Below are 14,195 nucleotides of genomic sequence, written 5' to 3'. Positions count from 1 at the left end.
GAGACTCGAAGAAAGTGGACGGGAATCCAGCCTGACCGCGCTTAGAAGCGCACCAGCACCGAACCCCAGGTGAAGCCGCCGCCCACGCCTTGCAACAGGGCCAGATCGCCCGCACGGACACGACCGTCACGTCGCGCGGCATTCAGGGCCAGCGGCACGCTGGCAGCAGACGTGTTGGCATGCGTATCCACCGTAACGACGACTTTTTCGGCGGGGATGCCCAGCTTGCGGCCAAGGAAATTGATGATGCGGATATTGGCTTGATGAGGCACCAGCCAATCGATATCGGACAACTGCACGCCGGCCTGTTCGCAGACCTGATGCGCGGAAGCCGCCAAGGACGTGACCGCCAATTTAAAGACGGCCTGGCCGTCCATACGCAGGAACGGATCGCCGACAACCTGACCATAGGACACATTGCCAGCCGCGCACAGAATACCCATCTGGCTGCCGTCGGCATTAAGCTGAGCGGCCAAAATGCCCGGCTCATCGCTGGCGGACAGCACCACGGCACCGGCGCCATCGCCGAACAGTACACATGTGCGGCGGTCGCTCCAGTCCAGAATACCGGAGAACACTTCAGCCCCGATCACCAGGGCATGGCGCGCGCGGCCCGCGCGTATCATGGCATCTGCCGTAGTCAGTGCGTACACGAATCCGCTGCACACCGCCTGCACATCGTAAGCAGCCGCGCCTTTGTTGCCCAATTCGGCCTGCACCAGGCAAGCCGTGCTGGGAAACACATAGTCCGGCGTGGACGTGGCCACGACGATCAGATCCAGATCCTGGGCCTGGATACCGGCATCCTCCAGCGCCTGCCGGGCCGCCTGAGTCGCCAGTTGGCTGGAGCGCACGCCGGGTTCGGCCAGGTGACGCTGCCGTATGCCGGTGCGCTCGACAATCCACTCGTCGGAGGTCTCGATGCCCTTTTGCGCCAGCTCGGCGGCCAGATCCTCGTTGGACACGACCCGAGGTGGCAGGTAGCCGCCCGTACCGATAATTTTGGCAAATATCGTCATAGTTTTCTTCCCAGTCGAACCCGTGTTATGAGGATGAGGGCTCTGAAGTGTGGAGTGAATCCGGCTCACCAGGCGCAGACTGAAGCGAATTCAGGCTTTGCCTGATCCGCTCCACTGCCTGACTGGTGCCATCAAGCAAGCCATTGAGGACCGCGCCTCGGGCACGCTGCAAAGCATACCCGAAAGAATAGGCATCGGCCGAACCATGGCTTTTGATGACAATGCCACGCAGCCCCAGCAGGGCAGCGCCATTGTGCCGGCGATTATCCACCCGATCGCGGAAACGATTCAAGACCGGACGGGCAAGCAAAGCAGACGCTTTGCTGTAGGCGTCGCGCGTGAACTCTTCGCGCAGCATGCCGCCCACCATCTTGGCCAGGCCTTCGATGGACTTGAGCACGACATTGCCGACAAAGCCATCGCAGACAACCACATTGACCGTGCCCTTGCAGATATCGTCGCCTTCCACATTGCCATAGAAGTTCAGGCCGCTTGAGCGCAACAGCTCGGCCGCCTGCTTGACGACTTCGTTGCCCTTGATGACTTCTTCACCGATATTGAGCAAGCCGACCGTGGGCCGCTCGTGTCCGTCCACGATGCTGGCCAATGCCGTACCCATAATGGCGAATTGCAGAAGGTGTTCAGCCGTGCAATCGACATTGGCCCCCAGATCCAGCATGGTGGTGGCACCGCCTTTCTGGTTGGGAATGGAAGTGGCGATAGCCGGACGATCTATGCCGTCCAGCGTCTTGAGCACGTAGCGGGTGATCGCCATCCAGGCACCGGTATTGCCGGCGGAGACGCACGCGTCGGCCAACCCGTCCTTGACGGACTGGGCAGCCACACGCATGGAAGAATCTTTTTTGCGGCGCAGGGCCACCTCGACCGAATCGGCCATGGTGACGACTTCAGATGCATGAAGAATGTCGTACCAGGAGGTATCGACATTGCCTTGCGCACGCAGGGTTTGCTCGATGGCCTGGGCATCGCCCACCAATAAGCAGTGCACATCCGGGAACCGCTTCGCAAAAAGCAGTGCCGCAGGGACGGTGACCGGCAAACCGACATCGCCGCCCATGCAGTCGATGGCAATACGTATTTTTTTGTTAGACATCAAGCATGCAACCTATGTTGCTTGCAAAGACAAAGAGGTAGATTACTCGTCGTTCTTTGTTTTCAGCACTTTACGGCCACGGTAGATGCCGTTGGGGCTGATGTGGTGGCGCAGGTGCAGCTCGCCCGTCGTTGGCTCGATGGCCGTCGAAGGACCGGTAAGTGCGTCGTGCGAACGACGCATGTTGCGCCGGGACGGGCTCTTTTTATTCTGCTGAACAGCCATGATGACTCCTGTAGATAGACTGGCCCGAATATGGGAACAGCCCGAAAAATTAACGAATTAGCAACAAACAATCAAGGTTTCTTGAGCGAACCCAGTACGGCAAACGGCGATTCCCGCTTAGCCGGCGGTTCGTCCTCGGGCGCTGCATCCGGCTGATTGCCGGGGCAGACCTCGTGACGCGGCACATACGGCACGCTGAGAATCAGCTCGTCCTCGACCAGACCCAGGGCATCCAGACGGCCTTCGCAAAAAATGCGATCCGGGCCTTCGACGTCGTCGTCATCCAGCTCAAGCTCGGCTTCTGTTGCCACAACTTCCACTTCGTTGGAAATATCGAGAGGCCATTCAAACGGCTTCATGCAGCGCTGGCATTGCAACACCACGGAACCCTGGGCCTGTACAAGCACAAAATTCCGCCCTGCCGAATCCGCTCTGCCCGCCACGCTCCAGTCCACGACCAGATCGCCTTGCGCCGGCAGATCCGACACCAGGCGAGACAGATCCGCAACACGGGCCTGGCCAGCCAGACGCTGGGGACCGCGGCCAAGACTTTGGGTATCTATATAGTGTTTCGCCATGAGCGCATCAAAGAACAACCCTGCCCAAACAAGCCCCAAAAACGCAAGGCCTGTGCAAGTAGGACCATTTCAATAACGAAGAAAACATTAGATAATACAGCGCTTCGAGCACGACAGTCAAACCAAAGCACAGCAAGACACACCATGCGTATCATCCTTGCATCAAGCTCAATCTATCGACGCGACATGTTAACGCGTTTGGGCCTGCCTTTCACCTGCCAGTCCCCGGACATAGACGAAACACCGCACCCCGACGAACAGCCGGCCGCCCTGAGCCTGCGCCTGGCACGCGAAAAAGCCGCCCGCATCAGCACCTTGAATCCCGGTGCTCTGGTCATCGGTTCGGATCAGGTCGCCACACTGGGCACGGACGCCATTGGCAAGCCCGGCGATCATGCCGGTGCCGTACGTCAATTGCGCGCCCTGAGCGGACGCGAAGTCGCGTTTCACAGCGCCCTATGCGTGACCGACGGACAAAAGACGCTATGCAGCGACATCATCACACACTGTCTGTTCCGCACGCTGGACGATGCAGAAATCGAACATTACCTGCGCACCGAGACCCCCTACGATACGGCAGGCAGCGCCAAGGCCGAAGGCCTGGGCATCGCTTTGATGCAAAGCATGCGCTCGGATGACCCGACCGCCATCATAGGACTGCCCTTGATCGAACTATGCTCCATGCTGCGCCGCTTCGGCCTGAACCCTCTGCTGCCCAGCCTGCCGACCACCTTCGCCTAGGAACACCCCATGCCCCAATCCGCCCCCTTGCACCTTATTCCCGTCGGCCTGGGCGACAGCCCCGCTAACGACTGGCTGCCAACCCATGTCCAGGCCCTGACCCGCGAACTGACGGTATTTATTGCCGAGAACGCCAAAACAGCCCGTGCCTTTCTGAAACTGATCGGCACCGCTACGCCCCTGCAGGAAATCACCATCCATACCCTGGACAAGCGCGGCAACAAACCCGGCGAGATCCGCGAATGGCTGAAGCCTGCGTTGGCCGGACAGGCCATAGGCCTGGTGTCGGAGGCTGGCTGCCCCGCCGTGGCGGACCCAGGTGCCGCCGTTGTTGCCTTGGCGCACGACATGGGCATTGCCGTTCGTCCCCACGTGGGCCCGTCCTCGATCTTGCTCAGTCTGATGGCCAGCGGCCTGGACGGCCAGCAATTTGCCTTTCACGGCTATGCACCGGTAGACAGCGCCGCCCGCGCCAAACAGATCAAACAATGGGAAAGCACATCGCAATCCCTTAAACAGACTCAGATCCTGATCGAAACGCCCTACCGCAATCAGGCCATGTTCGCCACATTGCTGCAAACCCTCAAACCCGGCACGCGCCTGTGCGTGGCCCGGGGCCTGACCACGCCCCAGGAATGGGTACACACCGCCAGCATCGAGCAATGGCGTGAACGCCGCACCCCTGATCTGGACAAAATCCCCTGCATCTTCCTGTTTCTGGCCGGCCGCTAAAAAGGAATCCCATGTCGCACACTCGCTCTGCGCTGCGTCGCATCACCCAAGCCGCCGTTCTGGCCGCAGCCGCCCTGCTGGCTGCCTGCGGCAGCGGCGGACCACTGAAAATCAACGACAGCCTGCGGGCCGAAGGCCAGAACAGTCGCGTGCGCTACCTGATCGTGCATTACACAGCCGGCGATACGCCGACCTCGCTCAAAGTCCTGACCCAGCGCAATGTCAGCGCTCATTACCTGATTACTGACGAACACCGCCCCACGGTCTACCGACTGGTGGATGAAAACCGGCGGGCCTGGCACGCCGGCCTGGGTTCCTGGTATGGTTTCACGGACCTGAACACAGGGTCGATCGGCATTGAAATTGTCAATCCTGGACGCTTGGACGACGGGCGCTGGGCACCCTATACGCCCGAACAGATTCAGACACTGATCGTTTTGCTCAAAGACCTGGCGCAACGCCACGGCGTGACCCCTCGCAATATCATTGGCCACAGCGACGTGGCACCACAACGCAAGCTGGACCCTGGCCCCCTGTTCCCCTGGCAGGAACTGGCCCGGGCCGGTCTGGGACGCTGGTATAACGAAGCACGGGCACGCCAATTACAGGTGCAGTACGCCACCCAGCCCTTGCCACAGGCGACGGAAGTACAAGCCCTGCTGCGCAAAGCCGGCTACGAAACACCCGAAAGCGGCATATGGGACAAGGCCACGCAAAACGTGATTGCCGCCTTCCAGATGCACTACAGGCCGGCGCGCTTTGATGGCGTGCTGGATGCCGAAACCCTGGCCATACTGAAAAGCCTGAACTGAAGAGCCACCGCAAGGCAATCGGCCGCGACACAAAACGGTTGCGGCCGATCCCGGCAAAACACGCCAGACAGACTTAGGCAGCAGGCGACTGCCGAGCCGCCGCCGGCCATTTACGCAGCAGCATCAGCACCAGAAAAATAGCCGCGTAGACAAGCACATCCAGCACATCGTTCTTGCCCGCCCTGACCAGATAAAAATGCACGACCGACAGGGCCGCCACGGCATAAACGCTACGATGCAGGGTGCTCCAGCGACGCCCCAGACGCCGTTGCCAGCCATGCGTAGAAGTCGCGGCCAACAGCAACATCAGCACGGTTGCCACGGCACCCAGCGTAATAAAAGGGCGCTGGACGATATCGTGCCACATCGACAGCCAGTCGCCGGAACGATCCCACCAGGCCCAGGCCACCGTATGCAGTGCCGTATAGAAAAAAGCAAACAGCCCCAACATGCGCCGCAGCCGCAGCAAAGCAGGCTGGCCCAACACACGCCGCAACGGTGTAATTCCCAGAGTGATCAGCAGCAACACCCAGGCCCACAGGCCGCTGGAACGCGTCAGGAATTCGGCGGGATTGGCTGTAAGCCCGCCCGAAAAACCCAGCCAGACCCAACGCAACAAAGGATACAAACCCAGCACAAACACCAGCGGTTTGACGCGATCCACCTGCACGGATTTCCAGGCTCGCATCAATAATCCCGCGCCAGATCCATGCCGGCGTACAGCCCGGCCACATCGTCGGCATAGCCATTGAACGGCAGCGTTGGCTGTTTGGCGGCGAAAAAACCCGAGCCGATGACGCGCTCGGTCGCCTGGCTCCAGCGCGGGTGCGGCACCGCAGGATTCACATTGGCATAAAAACCATATTCCTGCGGAGCCGCCCGCATCCAGCTGGATACCGGCAAGGCATCCGTCAGCGTAATGCGCACCAAGGACTTGGCGGATTTGAAACCATATTTCCAGGGCACGACCAGCCGTACCGGCGCGCCGTTTTGCTTGGGCAGGGACTTGCCATACAAACCTGTCGCCAATAAGGTCAAGGGATGCATGGCCTCGTCCAAACGCAAGCCCTCGACATAGGGCCAATCCAGAATGGAGGAACGCAAGCCCGGCATGGCGGCCTCGTCCCGTACGGTTTCAAAGCGCACAAAACGGGCATTACCCAACGGTTCGGCACGCTTGATCAGCTCGGACAGGGAATACCCCACCCAAGGCACCACCATAGACCAGGCCTCCACGCAGCGCAGGCGATAGATGCGCTCTTCCAGCGGGGCAAGTTTTACGATCTGATCGATATCCAACGTCAGAGGCTTTCCGACCAGACCGTCGACAGTCAAAGTCCACGGCTCCGTTTTAAGGGCACCCGCGTAACGAGCCGGGTCTTCCTTGCCGGTGCCGAACTCGTAATAATTATTGTAGGACGTGACATCGGATTCGCTGGTCGGTTTCTGCGCCACTGTCCAACGCGTCGAAGGACTGAAATCCAAGGACTGAGACGCGCCCAGGGCCTGCGCCCTGCCCGGCAGCGCCGCCGCCAGCGCCAATGCGCCAGGTGCCTGCAAAAGTATCCGGCGACGCATTCGCCAGACCGACTCGTCTGTGATTTCCGAAGAGCGCACGGGCCTTGAGCGCGACTTAAACATGGCCATCTCCTGTCGTTTGTCTGATTGAGACTGCCACTTCGCCGCCAAGTTCCTGTTGTCTGTCAGATGCGCGGCAAGACCCAGTCCCGCATCTGCGCCACGCTGTCCACCATCACAGTAGGACGGGCCTGCGCCAGTGTCTTTGGATCATGCGCACCGTAGGTCACGGCCACGCTATCCACGCCAGCATTGGCCGCCATATGTATATCGTGCGCGGTATCACCCACCATCAGCACCTGCTCCGGCTCCAGCATCAGCTCGTCCAGCAACTGATGCAGCATTTCCGGATCGGGCTTGCTGCGTGTTTCGTCCGCGCAGCGCGTGGCATTAAAATACGTCCCCAAGCTGACTTGCTGCAGAACACGATCCAAACCCTGGCGACTTTTCCCGGTAGCCACGCCCAGCGCCACCTGCCGGTCACGCAACTCGCCCAGGAACGGCACAATGCCGTCGAACAGCTTGATATGAGGATCGCGCTGCATAAAGTGGAAACGATAGCGTTCCAGAAACTGCGGCATCTGCTCGGCGCTCAGGTCCGGCACGGCCCGATACAAAGCACTTTCCAGGGACAGTCCGATAACCCAACTGGCCTGCTGGATGGACGGCATGGGCAGTTGCAAGTCAACACAAGCCTGCTGGATCGAGCTGGCAATGGAATACGTAGAATCCATGACGGTTCCGTCCCAGTCGAACACCACAGCGGCGTAACGATTCATGGCTGTTTCTCCAAACGATCTAACACCGCCCTGCATTCGGGCGGCAAAGGTGCCTCCAGAACCAGAGGCTGGCCGGTAACAGGATGATCAAACTCCAGACGCCCCGAGTGCAGGAACATGCGCTTAAAGCCCTGGCGCGCGAATTGTTCGCGCAATGCATCGTCGCCGTATTTTTCGTCGCCGACGATAGGAAAGCCCGAATGCGCCAGATGCACCCGTATCTGGTGCGTGCGACCGGTCTTGAGCTCGGCCTGCAACAGGCTGAAGCGCCCGAAACGACGTTGCAAAGTAATGATGGTATGCGCGGACTTGCCCTCGTTGTCCACGCGCACCCGCCGCTCGCCATTGGCGGTCAACCAGCGCAGCAGGGGAAAGCGGATATGCTGGCGGTCATTCACCCAATCGCCCTGCACCAGGGCCAGGTAGAACTTGCGCGCACGGATTTCGCGGAACATATCGTGCAGCTCGACCAGCGCGGCGCGGCGCTTGGCAATAATCAGCAGGCCGGAGGTTTCGCGATCCAACCTATGCGCCAGCTCCAAAAACCGCTCCTGGGGACGGGCGGCGCGCAACTGCTCGATGACGCCAAAGGACACGCCGCTGCCGCCATGCACAGCCACGCCGGCGGGCTTGTCGATGACCATCAGGTGCTCGTCCTCGAATACCACCGGAAAGACCGCGGCCGGGACATGACGGGGCGCATCGCGCTCGGGCAGGCGCAGGGGCGGCACGCGCACCATATCACCGTTTTCCAGGCGATAGTCGCTGCTGATGCGGCCCTTATTGACACGCACTTCGCCACCCCTGATCGCCTTGTAAATATGGCTTTTGGGCACCCCTTTGCACTCGCGCAGCAGAAAATTGTCGATGCGCTGACCCGCATGGCTTTCATCGATGCGTATCATTCGCACCTGGGGGGGCAATCTTTGTGAATCGTGAGGTTTGCACATAACAAAAAGGGGCATATAATCGCTTCAGCCTAAGGAAGCTGAGACTAGGTCCGGCGTAGAGATGCAAAGGGTGCGTCTCCGTTGGATGGACAAGGTTTTATAATTGTATCCTTGAGTTCCAGCTTCCGGGTCACAAGGTCGCCGGGGCAGGCCCGAAATAGTGAAAGTCGCGTGGCGAGACGCCCGCTTTCCAGTCAAATGCCTGCCTCCCGCGTGCGGCGCTGAATTCCTGCACAGATTGTCCCGCTCTTTTGCACCAGGCGCGTCATCAACGCGACTGCCGTTCCCAGCAACTTTGTATCCGTCAACCACACACGTGAACCTGACCCCCCTGCTGACTGAACTTCGCACTTACCTGCGATTCGTGCCTTCCAGACTATAAGCAGGCAGGCCGAATACGCCTGTCCGCCCTGTTCTGCTGCAGCTATTGCGCTACACACCAAGTGATCCGAGGTCGTGCGCCGATAAACGGTGCTCCATGACTACGGAGATCCTCACTCATGAAACGCATGTTGTTCAATGCGACGCATCAAGAAGAATTACGCGTCGCCATTGTCGACGGTCAAAAGCTTATTGACCTCGACATCGAAACAGCCGGGCGCGAACAGCGCAAAGGCAATATCTACAAAGGGGTCATCACCCGCATCGAACCCGGCCTGGAAGCCTGCTTCGTCAGCTACGGCGAAGAGCGGCACGGCTTTCTGCCCTTCAAGGAAGTGGCCCGCAGCTACTTCAAGGAAGGCGTGGATGTGCGCAGCGCCCGCATCCAGGACGCCCTGACCGAAGGTCAGGAACTGATTATTCAGGTCGAAAAAGAAGAGCGTGGCAACAAGGGCGCAGCCCTGACCACGTTCGTCTCGCTGGCTGGCCGCTACTTGGTCCTGATGCCTAACAACCCCCGTGGGGGCGGTGTGTCGCGTCGCGTCGAAGGCGAGGATCGCCAGGAACTGCGCGAAGCGATGGACCAGCTCGATATCCCACAGGGCATGAGCATCATTGCACGCACGGCCGGCATAGGCCGCAGCGTCGAAGAGCTGCAGTGGGATCTGAACTACCTGATGCAACTGTGGACGGCCATCGACGGTGCCGCCCGCGACAACGCCGCCCCTATCCTGATCTACCTGGAGTCGAGCCTGGTCATCCGCGCCATCCGCGACTACTTCTCGCCCGAGATCGGCGAGATCCTGATCGATACGGACGAGATCCACGAGCAGGCCGCCGCTTTCATGAGCGTGGTCATGCCGGACAATCTGCATCGGGTCAAGATGTACCGCGACGACATCCCCCTGTTCTCGCGTTTCCAGATCGAACACCAGATCGAAACCGCCTACTCGCGCACGGTACAACTGCCCTCGGGCGGTGCGGTGGTCATCGACCACACCGAAGCGCTGGTCGCCATCGACGTCAACTCGGCGCGTTCCACGCGAGGCGCCGACATTGAAGAAACCGCCCTGCGCACCAATCTGGAAGCGGCCGACGAAGTCGCCCGCCAACTGCGCCTGCGCGACCTGGGTGGCCTGATCGTCATCGACTTCATCGATATGGAAGACAGCAAGAACCAGCGCGCTGTCGAACAACGCCTGCGCGACTCCTTGCACTTTGACCGCGCCCGCGTTCAGATGGGCAAGATTTCGCGTTTCGGCCTGATGGAGCTGTCGCGCCAGCGCCTGCGCCCCGCCCTGAACGAAGGTTCGCACGTCACCTGCCCACGCTGCACCGGCACCGGCGTGGTGCGCGATGCCGAATCCAGCGCCCTGCATGTGCTGCGCCTGCTGCAGGAAGAGGCCATGAAGGAAGGCACAGCGGCCCTGCACGCACAGGTGCCTGTCGATGTGGCCACCTTCCTGCTGAATGAAAAACGCAGCGACATCACCAAGATCGAATCGCGCCTGAACATCGCCCTGGTCCTGATTCCCAACAAGAATCTGGAAACCCCGCATCACGTCATCGAACGTCTGCGTCACGATGATCCACGCCTGGACGAACTGCGCAGCAGCTACGAACTGGTTCAACAGCCCGAGCAGCAAGACAGTCTGGTGCCGCACCGCAGCCACGAAGTCAAGCCACGCCCCGAAGCACTGGTCAAGAGCATTACGCCGGCTCAGCCTGCCCCCATCAGCAAGCCCAGCCCCGCCCCTGCCGCAGCGGCTTCCGCCAGCGGTTCGCCCAGCCTTATCAAGCGTCTGATCGGCTGGCTGACCGGCACCCCCGCCGAACCTGCCGCAGAAGCGCCCAAGGCCGACTCGGCCAAGTCGGCATCGAATCGCCGTCAAGGACGCAGCGGCCAGTCCGGCAATGGCCGCAGCCAGACCGACCGTTCGCGCGGACGCCGTCAAGGCAATCGCAGCGAATCCACCCCCGAAGAAAAACCGGCAGCCGAAACGCCCGCCGCCGGCAACTCTGGACGCGGTCGCCGCCGTCCGGCGTCCGCCGCTTCGGAATCGGCGCTGGAAACCCGCCAGAACAGCACCACTGCCGCAGCACCGGCTGCCCCCATCGACGACGAAAGCACGACCACCAGCAACCGTGGCACGCGCAATCGACGCGGTCGTGGTCGCCAGCGCCGCGAAGAAGGCACCACGGACACGCCGGAACTGAATAAAGACCTGGCCGTCGAAGCAACGCCCGACTCCGCGCAAGAGCCAGCACCTGTCGCAGCGGCCGCCGCCGTAGCCGGCATCGTTGCCGTGGCGGACGCTCGTACCGACGCAGCCGAGGAAACCGACAACGATCAGTTGGACGGCGAAGAAGGCACCGACGCCAATGCACTGGACCCCGAGCGCAAGCGCCGCCGCCGCCGCAGCCGTCGCGGCCGTCGCAGCCCGGACGCCAATGCCGCCACGGAAAACGAAGATAGCGCAGAAGATGCGTCTGCCGTTGCTTACGTCGCGCACGAAACGCCGGCCTTCAACCCCGCTGCTTTGGAAGATCAGGCCCAGAAGGCAGCCGCCGTCGTTACTTCCGCAGCGGCACCAGCCCCTGCTGACTCGGTACAAGCACAAGACCAGGCTCCTGTTCAACAACCCGAGCACACCGCGACGGCCATCGACGCCGAACCGGCTGCGCCAGCTCCCCAAGAGCCTGTCGTGCCAGTGACCGCAGAGCAGGTTCAGCCCGCACAGGAGCAAGCGGCCGTCGTGGAACACGTCGCCGAACCCGTGGCTATCCAGCCCCAGCAACAGGCAGCAACGCCAGCAGCCGAGCCAGCCCCTGTCGTGGAACACAGCGCCGAGCCGGTGCAGACCGAACCTGTGGTTGTGGCACACGCCCAAGAAGCGGTATCCATCGCCCCGGAACAGCCTGCGGTTTCTGTACAGATCGAACAGGAGCAACCTACCGCTTCTGTACCGCTTGAACAGGAACAGCCCGCGCCAGCAGATGTGGCTCAGGAGCCAGCCCCAGTCGACGCCTTGGCGCAAGAGCCTGTGTCCGGCACCGAGCCAGCCCAGCAAGCCCCGGTGCTTGAACAGGCTGCGCCTGTCGCCACCCAGGCCCAAGCCGCACACAATGGCGCAAGCGAAGCGGTCGTTGCCCAACCCGCTCAGCTGGAAGCCGTCCTGGAAGCAGCCGGCATCGAACTGGTAGAAACCTCCCGCTCTGCGGTTCAGGACGACTACCAGCCCACGCCGGCACGCCTAGGCCGTCCGCGCAAGCGTGCTGCCAAGACCGAGAGCAGCGAACCGCTGCAGCAAGTCGAAACGCACTAAGCGACCGACCTAAGCCCTCGGGTCAATGCCAGTCAGTTCCATACTGACTGGCTTTTTTTTTGCTTCTTCGCTAAATGCCGGGGATTTCTTCGTATTGCTTGGCCCGTTTAAGCCAAACAGAGAGAACCTCGGATTCTCGCCAGGCCGACCATAGCGGGCCGGCTAGGCTGGGTCCTTCGCCCGCGCTGCGCGCAGGTTCCCTGGTCAGGATACCGGGGCGGGCGGAGCGTGAACTCGCAGGGTGATTCGTCCACCGGACGAATCACACGCGTCCTGCTCGAACAGCACGCTCCTTGCTTCCCGCCCCGGCATCCCGCCTGCGGCGAAGGTCCTGATTCGCCCGCCGGCCCGCTATGGTCGGCCTGACGAGAACAGCACCCCTGTGCTTGGCCCAAATGGCGGGACGTCCGCATACGTCATACAAGATATCAGCGATCCGCTTAATGGGCTGTTGGGTATGGCGATGTATAGCCGGAGCTATGTAATCGGTGTTTTGAGCCGTTCAAGACGCAGCACGCTCGAACGGGGCGGATCGGATGGCTTGCCGCAGGCGGGGCGCGGGGACGGGATGCAAGCGTCGTTCTGTTTGACGGCGGCGCTTGTTACTTGTCCGGCGGACAAGTAACCCGCCGGAGTTAACGACGCGCCCGGCCATGCGTCCCGACCAGGGTACCGGCGCAGCGCGCCGGTAAGCCATCAGCACCGTCCGAGCGTGCTGCGCCTTGAATGGCGTCTTAAAAAAGCCAGCTCCTCATCGAGCGGGTAAATTGGCTCCCAGAATGCTTCGAAGAACCTTTTTTGCTCCAAGCACAGCTCCGCGGAGCAATGGCCGACAAAAAAAATCGGCTCGGTCTCGTTCAGGTTTGCCCTTGCGCCGTCCGGCCGGAATCCGACAATCGAGCACACCCCTTATTGATAGGGCATGAGTCGGAGAAAACGGCACCTGCACTACGTCAGATAAAAAAATGCCGCCTCGAAAGGCGGCATCTTCAAAAAACTCGGACTACCGGGCCAGATCAGCAGGCCAGACGCGACACCGCCTCGGCCGGCTGACGGGTCAGCAAGGCCAGCAGCTCGGCCAATTCGCGCTGCAGTTCGCGGCGGTCGATGACCATATCGATGGCCCCTTTTTCCAGCAGGAATTCGGCGCGCTGGAAACCTTCGGGCAGTTTTTCGCGCACTGTCTGTTCGATGACGCGCGGACCGGCAAAACCAATCAGGGCATTGGGTTCGGCAATGACCACATCGCCCATGAAGGCAAAACTGGCAGACACGCCACCCATCGTCGGATCGGTCAGGATGCTGACAAATGGCAGGCCGGCTTCGGACAGCTCGGCCAGAATGGCCGTAGTCTTGGCCATCTGCATCAACGAAAACAGGCTTTCCTGCATACGAGCACCGCCCGATGCCGCCACGCAGACAAAAGGACTGCGATTGGCAATGGCTGCCTGCACACCACGCGTAAAGCGCTCGCCCACGACCGACCCCATGGAACCGGCCATGTACTCGAACTCGAAGCAGGCCACGACGGCCGGTACCGACAATATCGTGCCGCTAACCACCACCATCGCTTCGGTTTCACCCGTCTGCTTGTTCGCTTCAGCCACACGCTCCGTGTACTTGCGCGAGTCACGAAACTTGAGGGGGTCCATAGGACGTGTATTGGAACCGATCTCAACCTGGCCATCGGCATCGAGCAGCGCCCGGATGCGCGCACGTGCGCCGATGCGCATGTGATGGCTACACTTAGGGCAGACATTCAGAGTGGCTTGCAGATCTTCTTTGTAAAGCACCGACTCGCACGAAGGGCATTTGACCCACAGGCCTTCCGGCACACGGCGGCTGCTCTCGGGATTGCGGTTGATTCGCGGTGGCAGTATTTTCTCGATCCAGCTCATTGTGAGATCCTGTGTTCGGCCCGCCCGCCCAAGGCAGACGAGCCTCTTATTCTGAAAAAAAG

General features: G+C 60.9%; 13 protein-coding genes. 4 read left to right on the top strand and 9 right to left on the bottom strand.

Annotated elements, in window-relative coordinates; all coding sequences use genetic code 11:
* Positions 1 to 41: 41 nt before the first annotated feature.
* From AADW57_RS06100 to AADW57_RS06085, 4 genes are all read right to left on the bottom strand, one after another.
* Entirely contained in the window at positions 42 to 1,019 is a 978-nt protein-coding gene (locus AADW57_RS06100) for a beta-ketoacyl-ACP synthase III (RefSeq protein ID WP_341669159.1), read from the bottom strand.
* Between the two features lie 25 nt (positions 1,020 to 1,044).
* Complete coding sequence (plsX, locus tag AADW57_RS06095) at positions 1,045 to 2,133, bottom strand: phosphate acyltransferase PlsX (RefSeq protein WP_341669158.1); 1,089 nt, start codon at positions 2,131 to 2,133, stop codon at positions 1,045 to 1,047.
* A 42-nt stretch (positions 2,134 to 2,175) separates the two neighbouring features.
* Complete coding sequence (gene rpmF / locus AADW57_RS06090) at positions 2,176 to 2,358, bottom strand: 50S ribosomal protein L32 (protein ID WP_003800968.1); 183 nt, start codon at positions 2,356 to 2,358, stop codon at positions 2,176 to 2,178.
* Positions 2,359 to 2,429: 71 nt separating this feature from the next.
* Positions 2,430 to 2,936: a YceD family protein gene (locus tag AADW57_RS06085; RefSeq protein WP_341669157.1), complete on the bottom strand. Its 507-nt coding sequence runs from the start codon at positions 2,934 to 2,936 to the stop codon at positions 2,430 to 2,432.
* A gap of 144 nt (positions 2,937 to 3,080) precedes the next feature.
* Between AADW57_RS06085 and AADW57_RS06080 the strand changes: the two genes are divergently transcribed.
* Genes AADW57_RS06080 through AADW57_RS06070 form a run of 3 tightly spaced genes read left to right on the top strand, consistent with a single transcriptional unit; the run spans position 3,081 to position 5,221 of the window.
* Entirely contained in the window at positions 3,081 to 3,677 is a 597-nt protein-coding gene (locus tag AADW57_RS06080) for a Maf family nucleotide pyrophosphatase (protein WP_341669156.1), read from the top strand.
* Positions 3,678 to 3,686: 9 nt separating this feature from the next.
* A complete protein-coding gene (locus AADW57_RS06075) occupies positions 3,687 to 4,409 on the top strand; it encodes an SAM-dependent methyltransferase (RefSeq protein ID WP_341669155.1) in 723 nt (240 codons plus the stop codon).
* Between the two features lie 11 nt (positions 4,410 to 4,420).
* Positions 4,421 to 5,221 carry an N-acetylmuramoyl-L-alanine amidase gene (locus AADW57_RS06070; protein ID WP_341669154.1) on the top strand — a complete coding sequence of 267 codons (801 nt, stop codon included), beginning with the start codon at positions 4,421 to 4,423 and terminating at the stop codon, positions 5,219 to 5,221.
* A gap of 73 nt (positions 5,222 to 5,294) precedes the next feature.
* On the opposite strand, the gene AADW57_RS06065 is transcribed toward AADW57_RS06070, so the two are convergent.
* From AADW57_RS06065 to AADW57_RS06050, 4 genes are all read right to left on the bottom strand, one after another.
* Positions 5,295 to 5,909 carry a sulfite oxidase heme-binding subunit YedZ gene (locus AADW57_RS06065; RefSeq protein WP_341669153.1) on the bottom strand — a complete coding sequence of 205 codons (615 nt, stop codon included), beginning with the start codon at positions 5,907 to 5,909 and terminating at the stop codon, positions 5,295 to 5,297.
* Positions 5,909 to 6,862, bottom strand: coding sequence for a protein-methionine-sulfoxide reductase catalytic subunit MsrP (gene msrP / locus AADW57_RS06060; RefSeq protein WP_341669152.1), 954 nt, complete (start codon positions 6,860 to 6,862; stop codon positions 5,909 to 5,911). Before msrP ends, AADW57_RS06065 begins: the two co-directional genes overlap by 1 nt.
* Before the next feature lie 62 nt (positions 6,863 to 6,924).
* A complete protein-coding gene (locus AADW57_RS06055) occupies positions 6,925 to 7,578 on the bottom strand; it encodes an HAD family hydrolase (protein ID WP_341669151.1) in 654 nt (217 codons plus the stop codon).
* Positions 7,575 to 8,543 (bottom strand): RluA family pseudouridine synthase, encoded by a 969-nt coding sequence (locus tag AADW57_RS06050; protein WP_445819184.1) that lies wholly within the window; start codon positions 8,541 to 8,543, stop codon positions 7,575 to 7,577. Before AADW57_RS06050 ends, AADW57_RS06055 begins: the two co-directional genes overlap by 4 nt.
* Positions 8,544 to 9,028: 485 nt before the next feature.
* On the opposite strand from AADW57_RS06050, the gene AADW57_RS06045 reads away from it, so the two are divergent.
* Complete coding sequence (locus AADW57_RS06045; RefSeq protein ID WP_341669149.1) at positions 9,029 to 12,235, top strand: Rne/Rng family ribonuclease; 3,207 nt, start codon at positions 9,029 to 9,031, stop codon at positions 12,233 to 12,235.
* Positions 12,236 to 13,251: 1,016 nt separating this feature from the next.
* On the opposite strand, the gene accD is transcribed toward AADW57_RS06045, so the two are convergent.
* Complete coding sequence (accD, locus tag AADW57_RS06040; protein WP_341669148.1) at positions 13,252 to 14,133, bottom strand: acetyl-CoA carboxylase, carboxyltransferase subunit beta; 882 nt, start codon at positions 14,131 to 14,133, stop codon at positions 13,252 to 13,254.
* Between the last annotated feature and the right edge of the window lie 62 nt (positions 14,134 to 14,195).

It is taken from the genome of Alcaligenes sp. SDU_A2 (assembly GCF_038237375.1).
Classification (GTDB): domain Bacteria; phylum Pseudomonadota; class Gammaproteobacteria; order Burkholderiales; family Burkholderiaceae_B; genus Alcaligenes.
The sequence above is the reverse complement of the archived record's forward strand: the minus strand, read 5'-3'. Positions and strand labels throughout refer to the sequence as shown.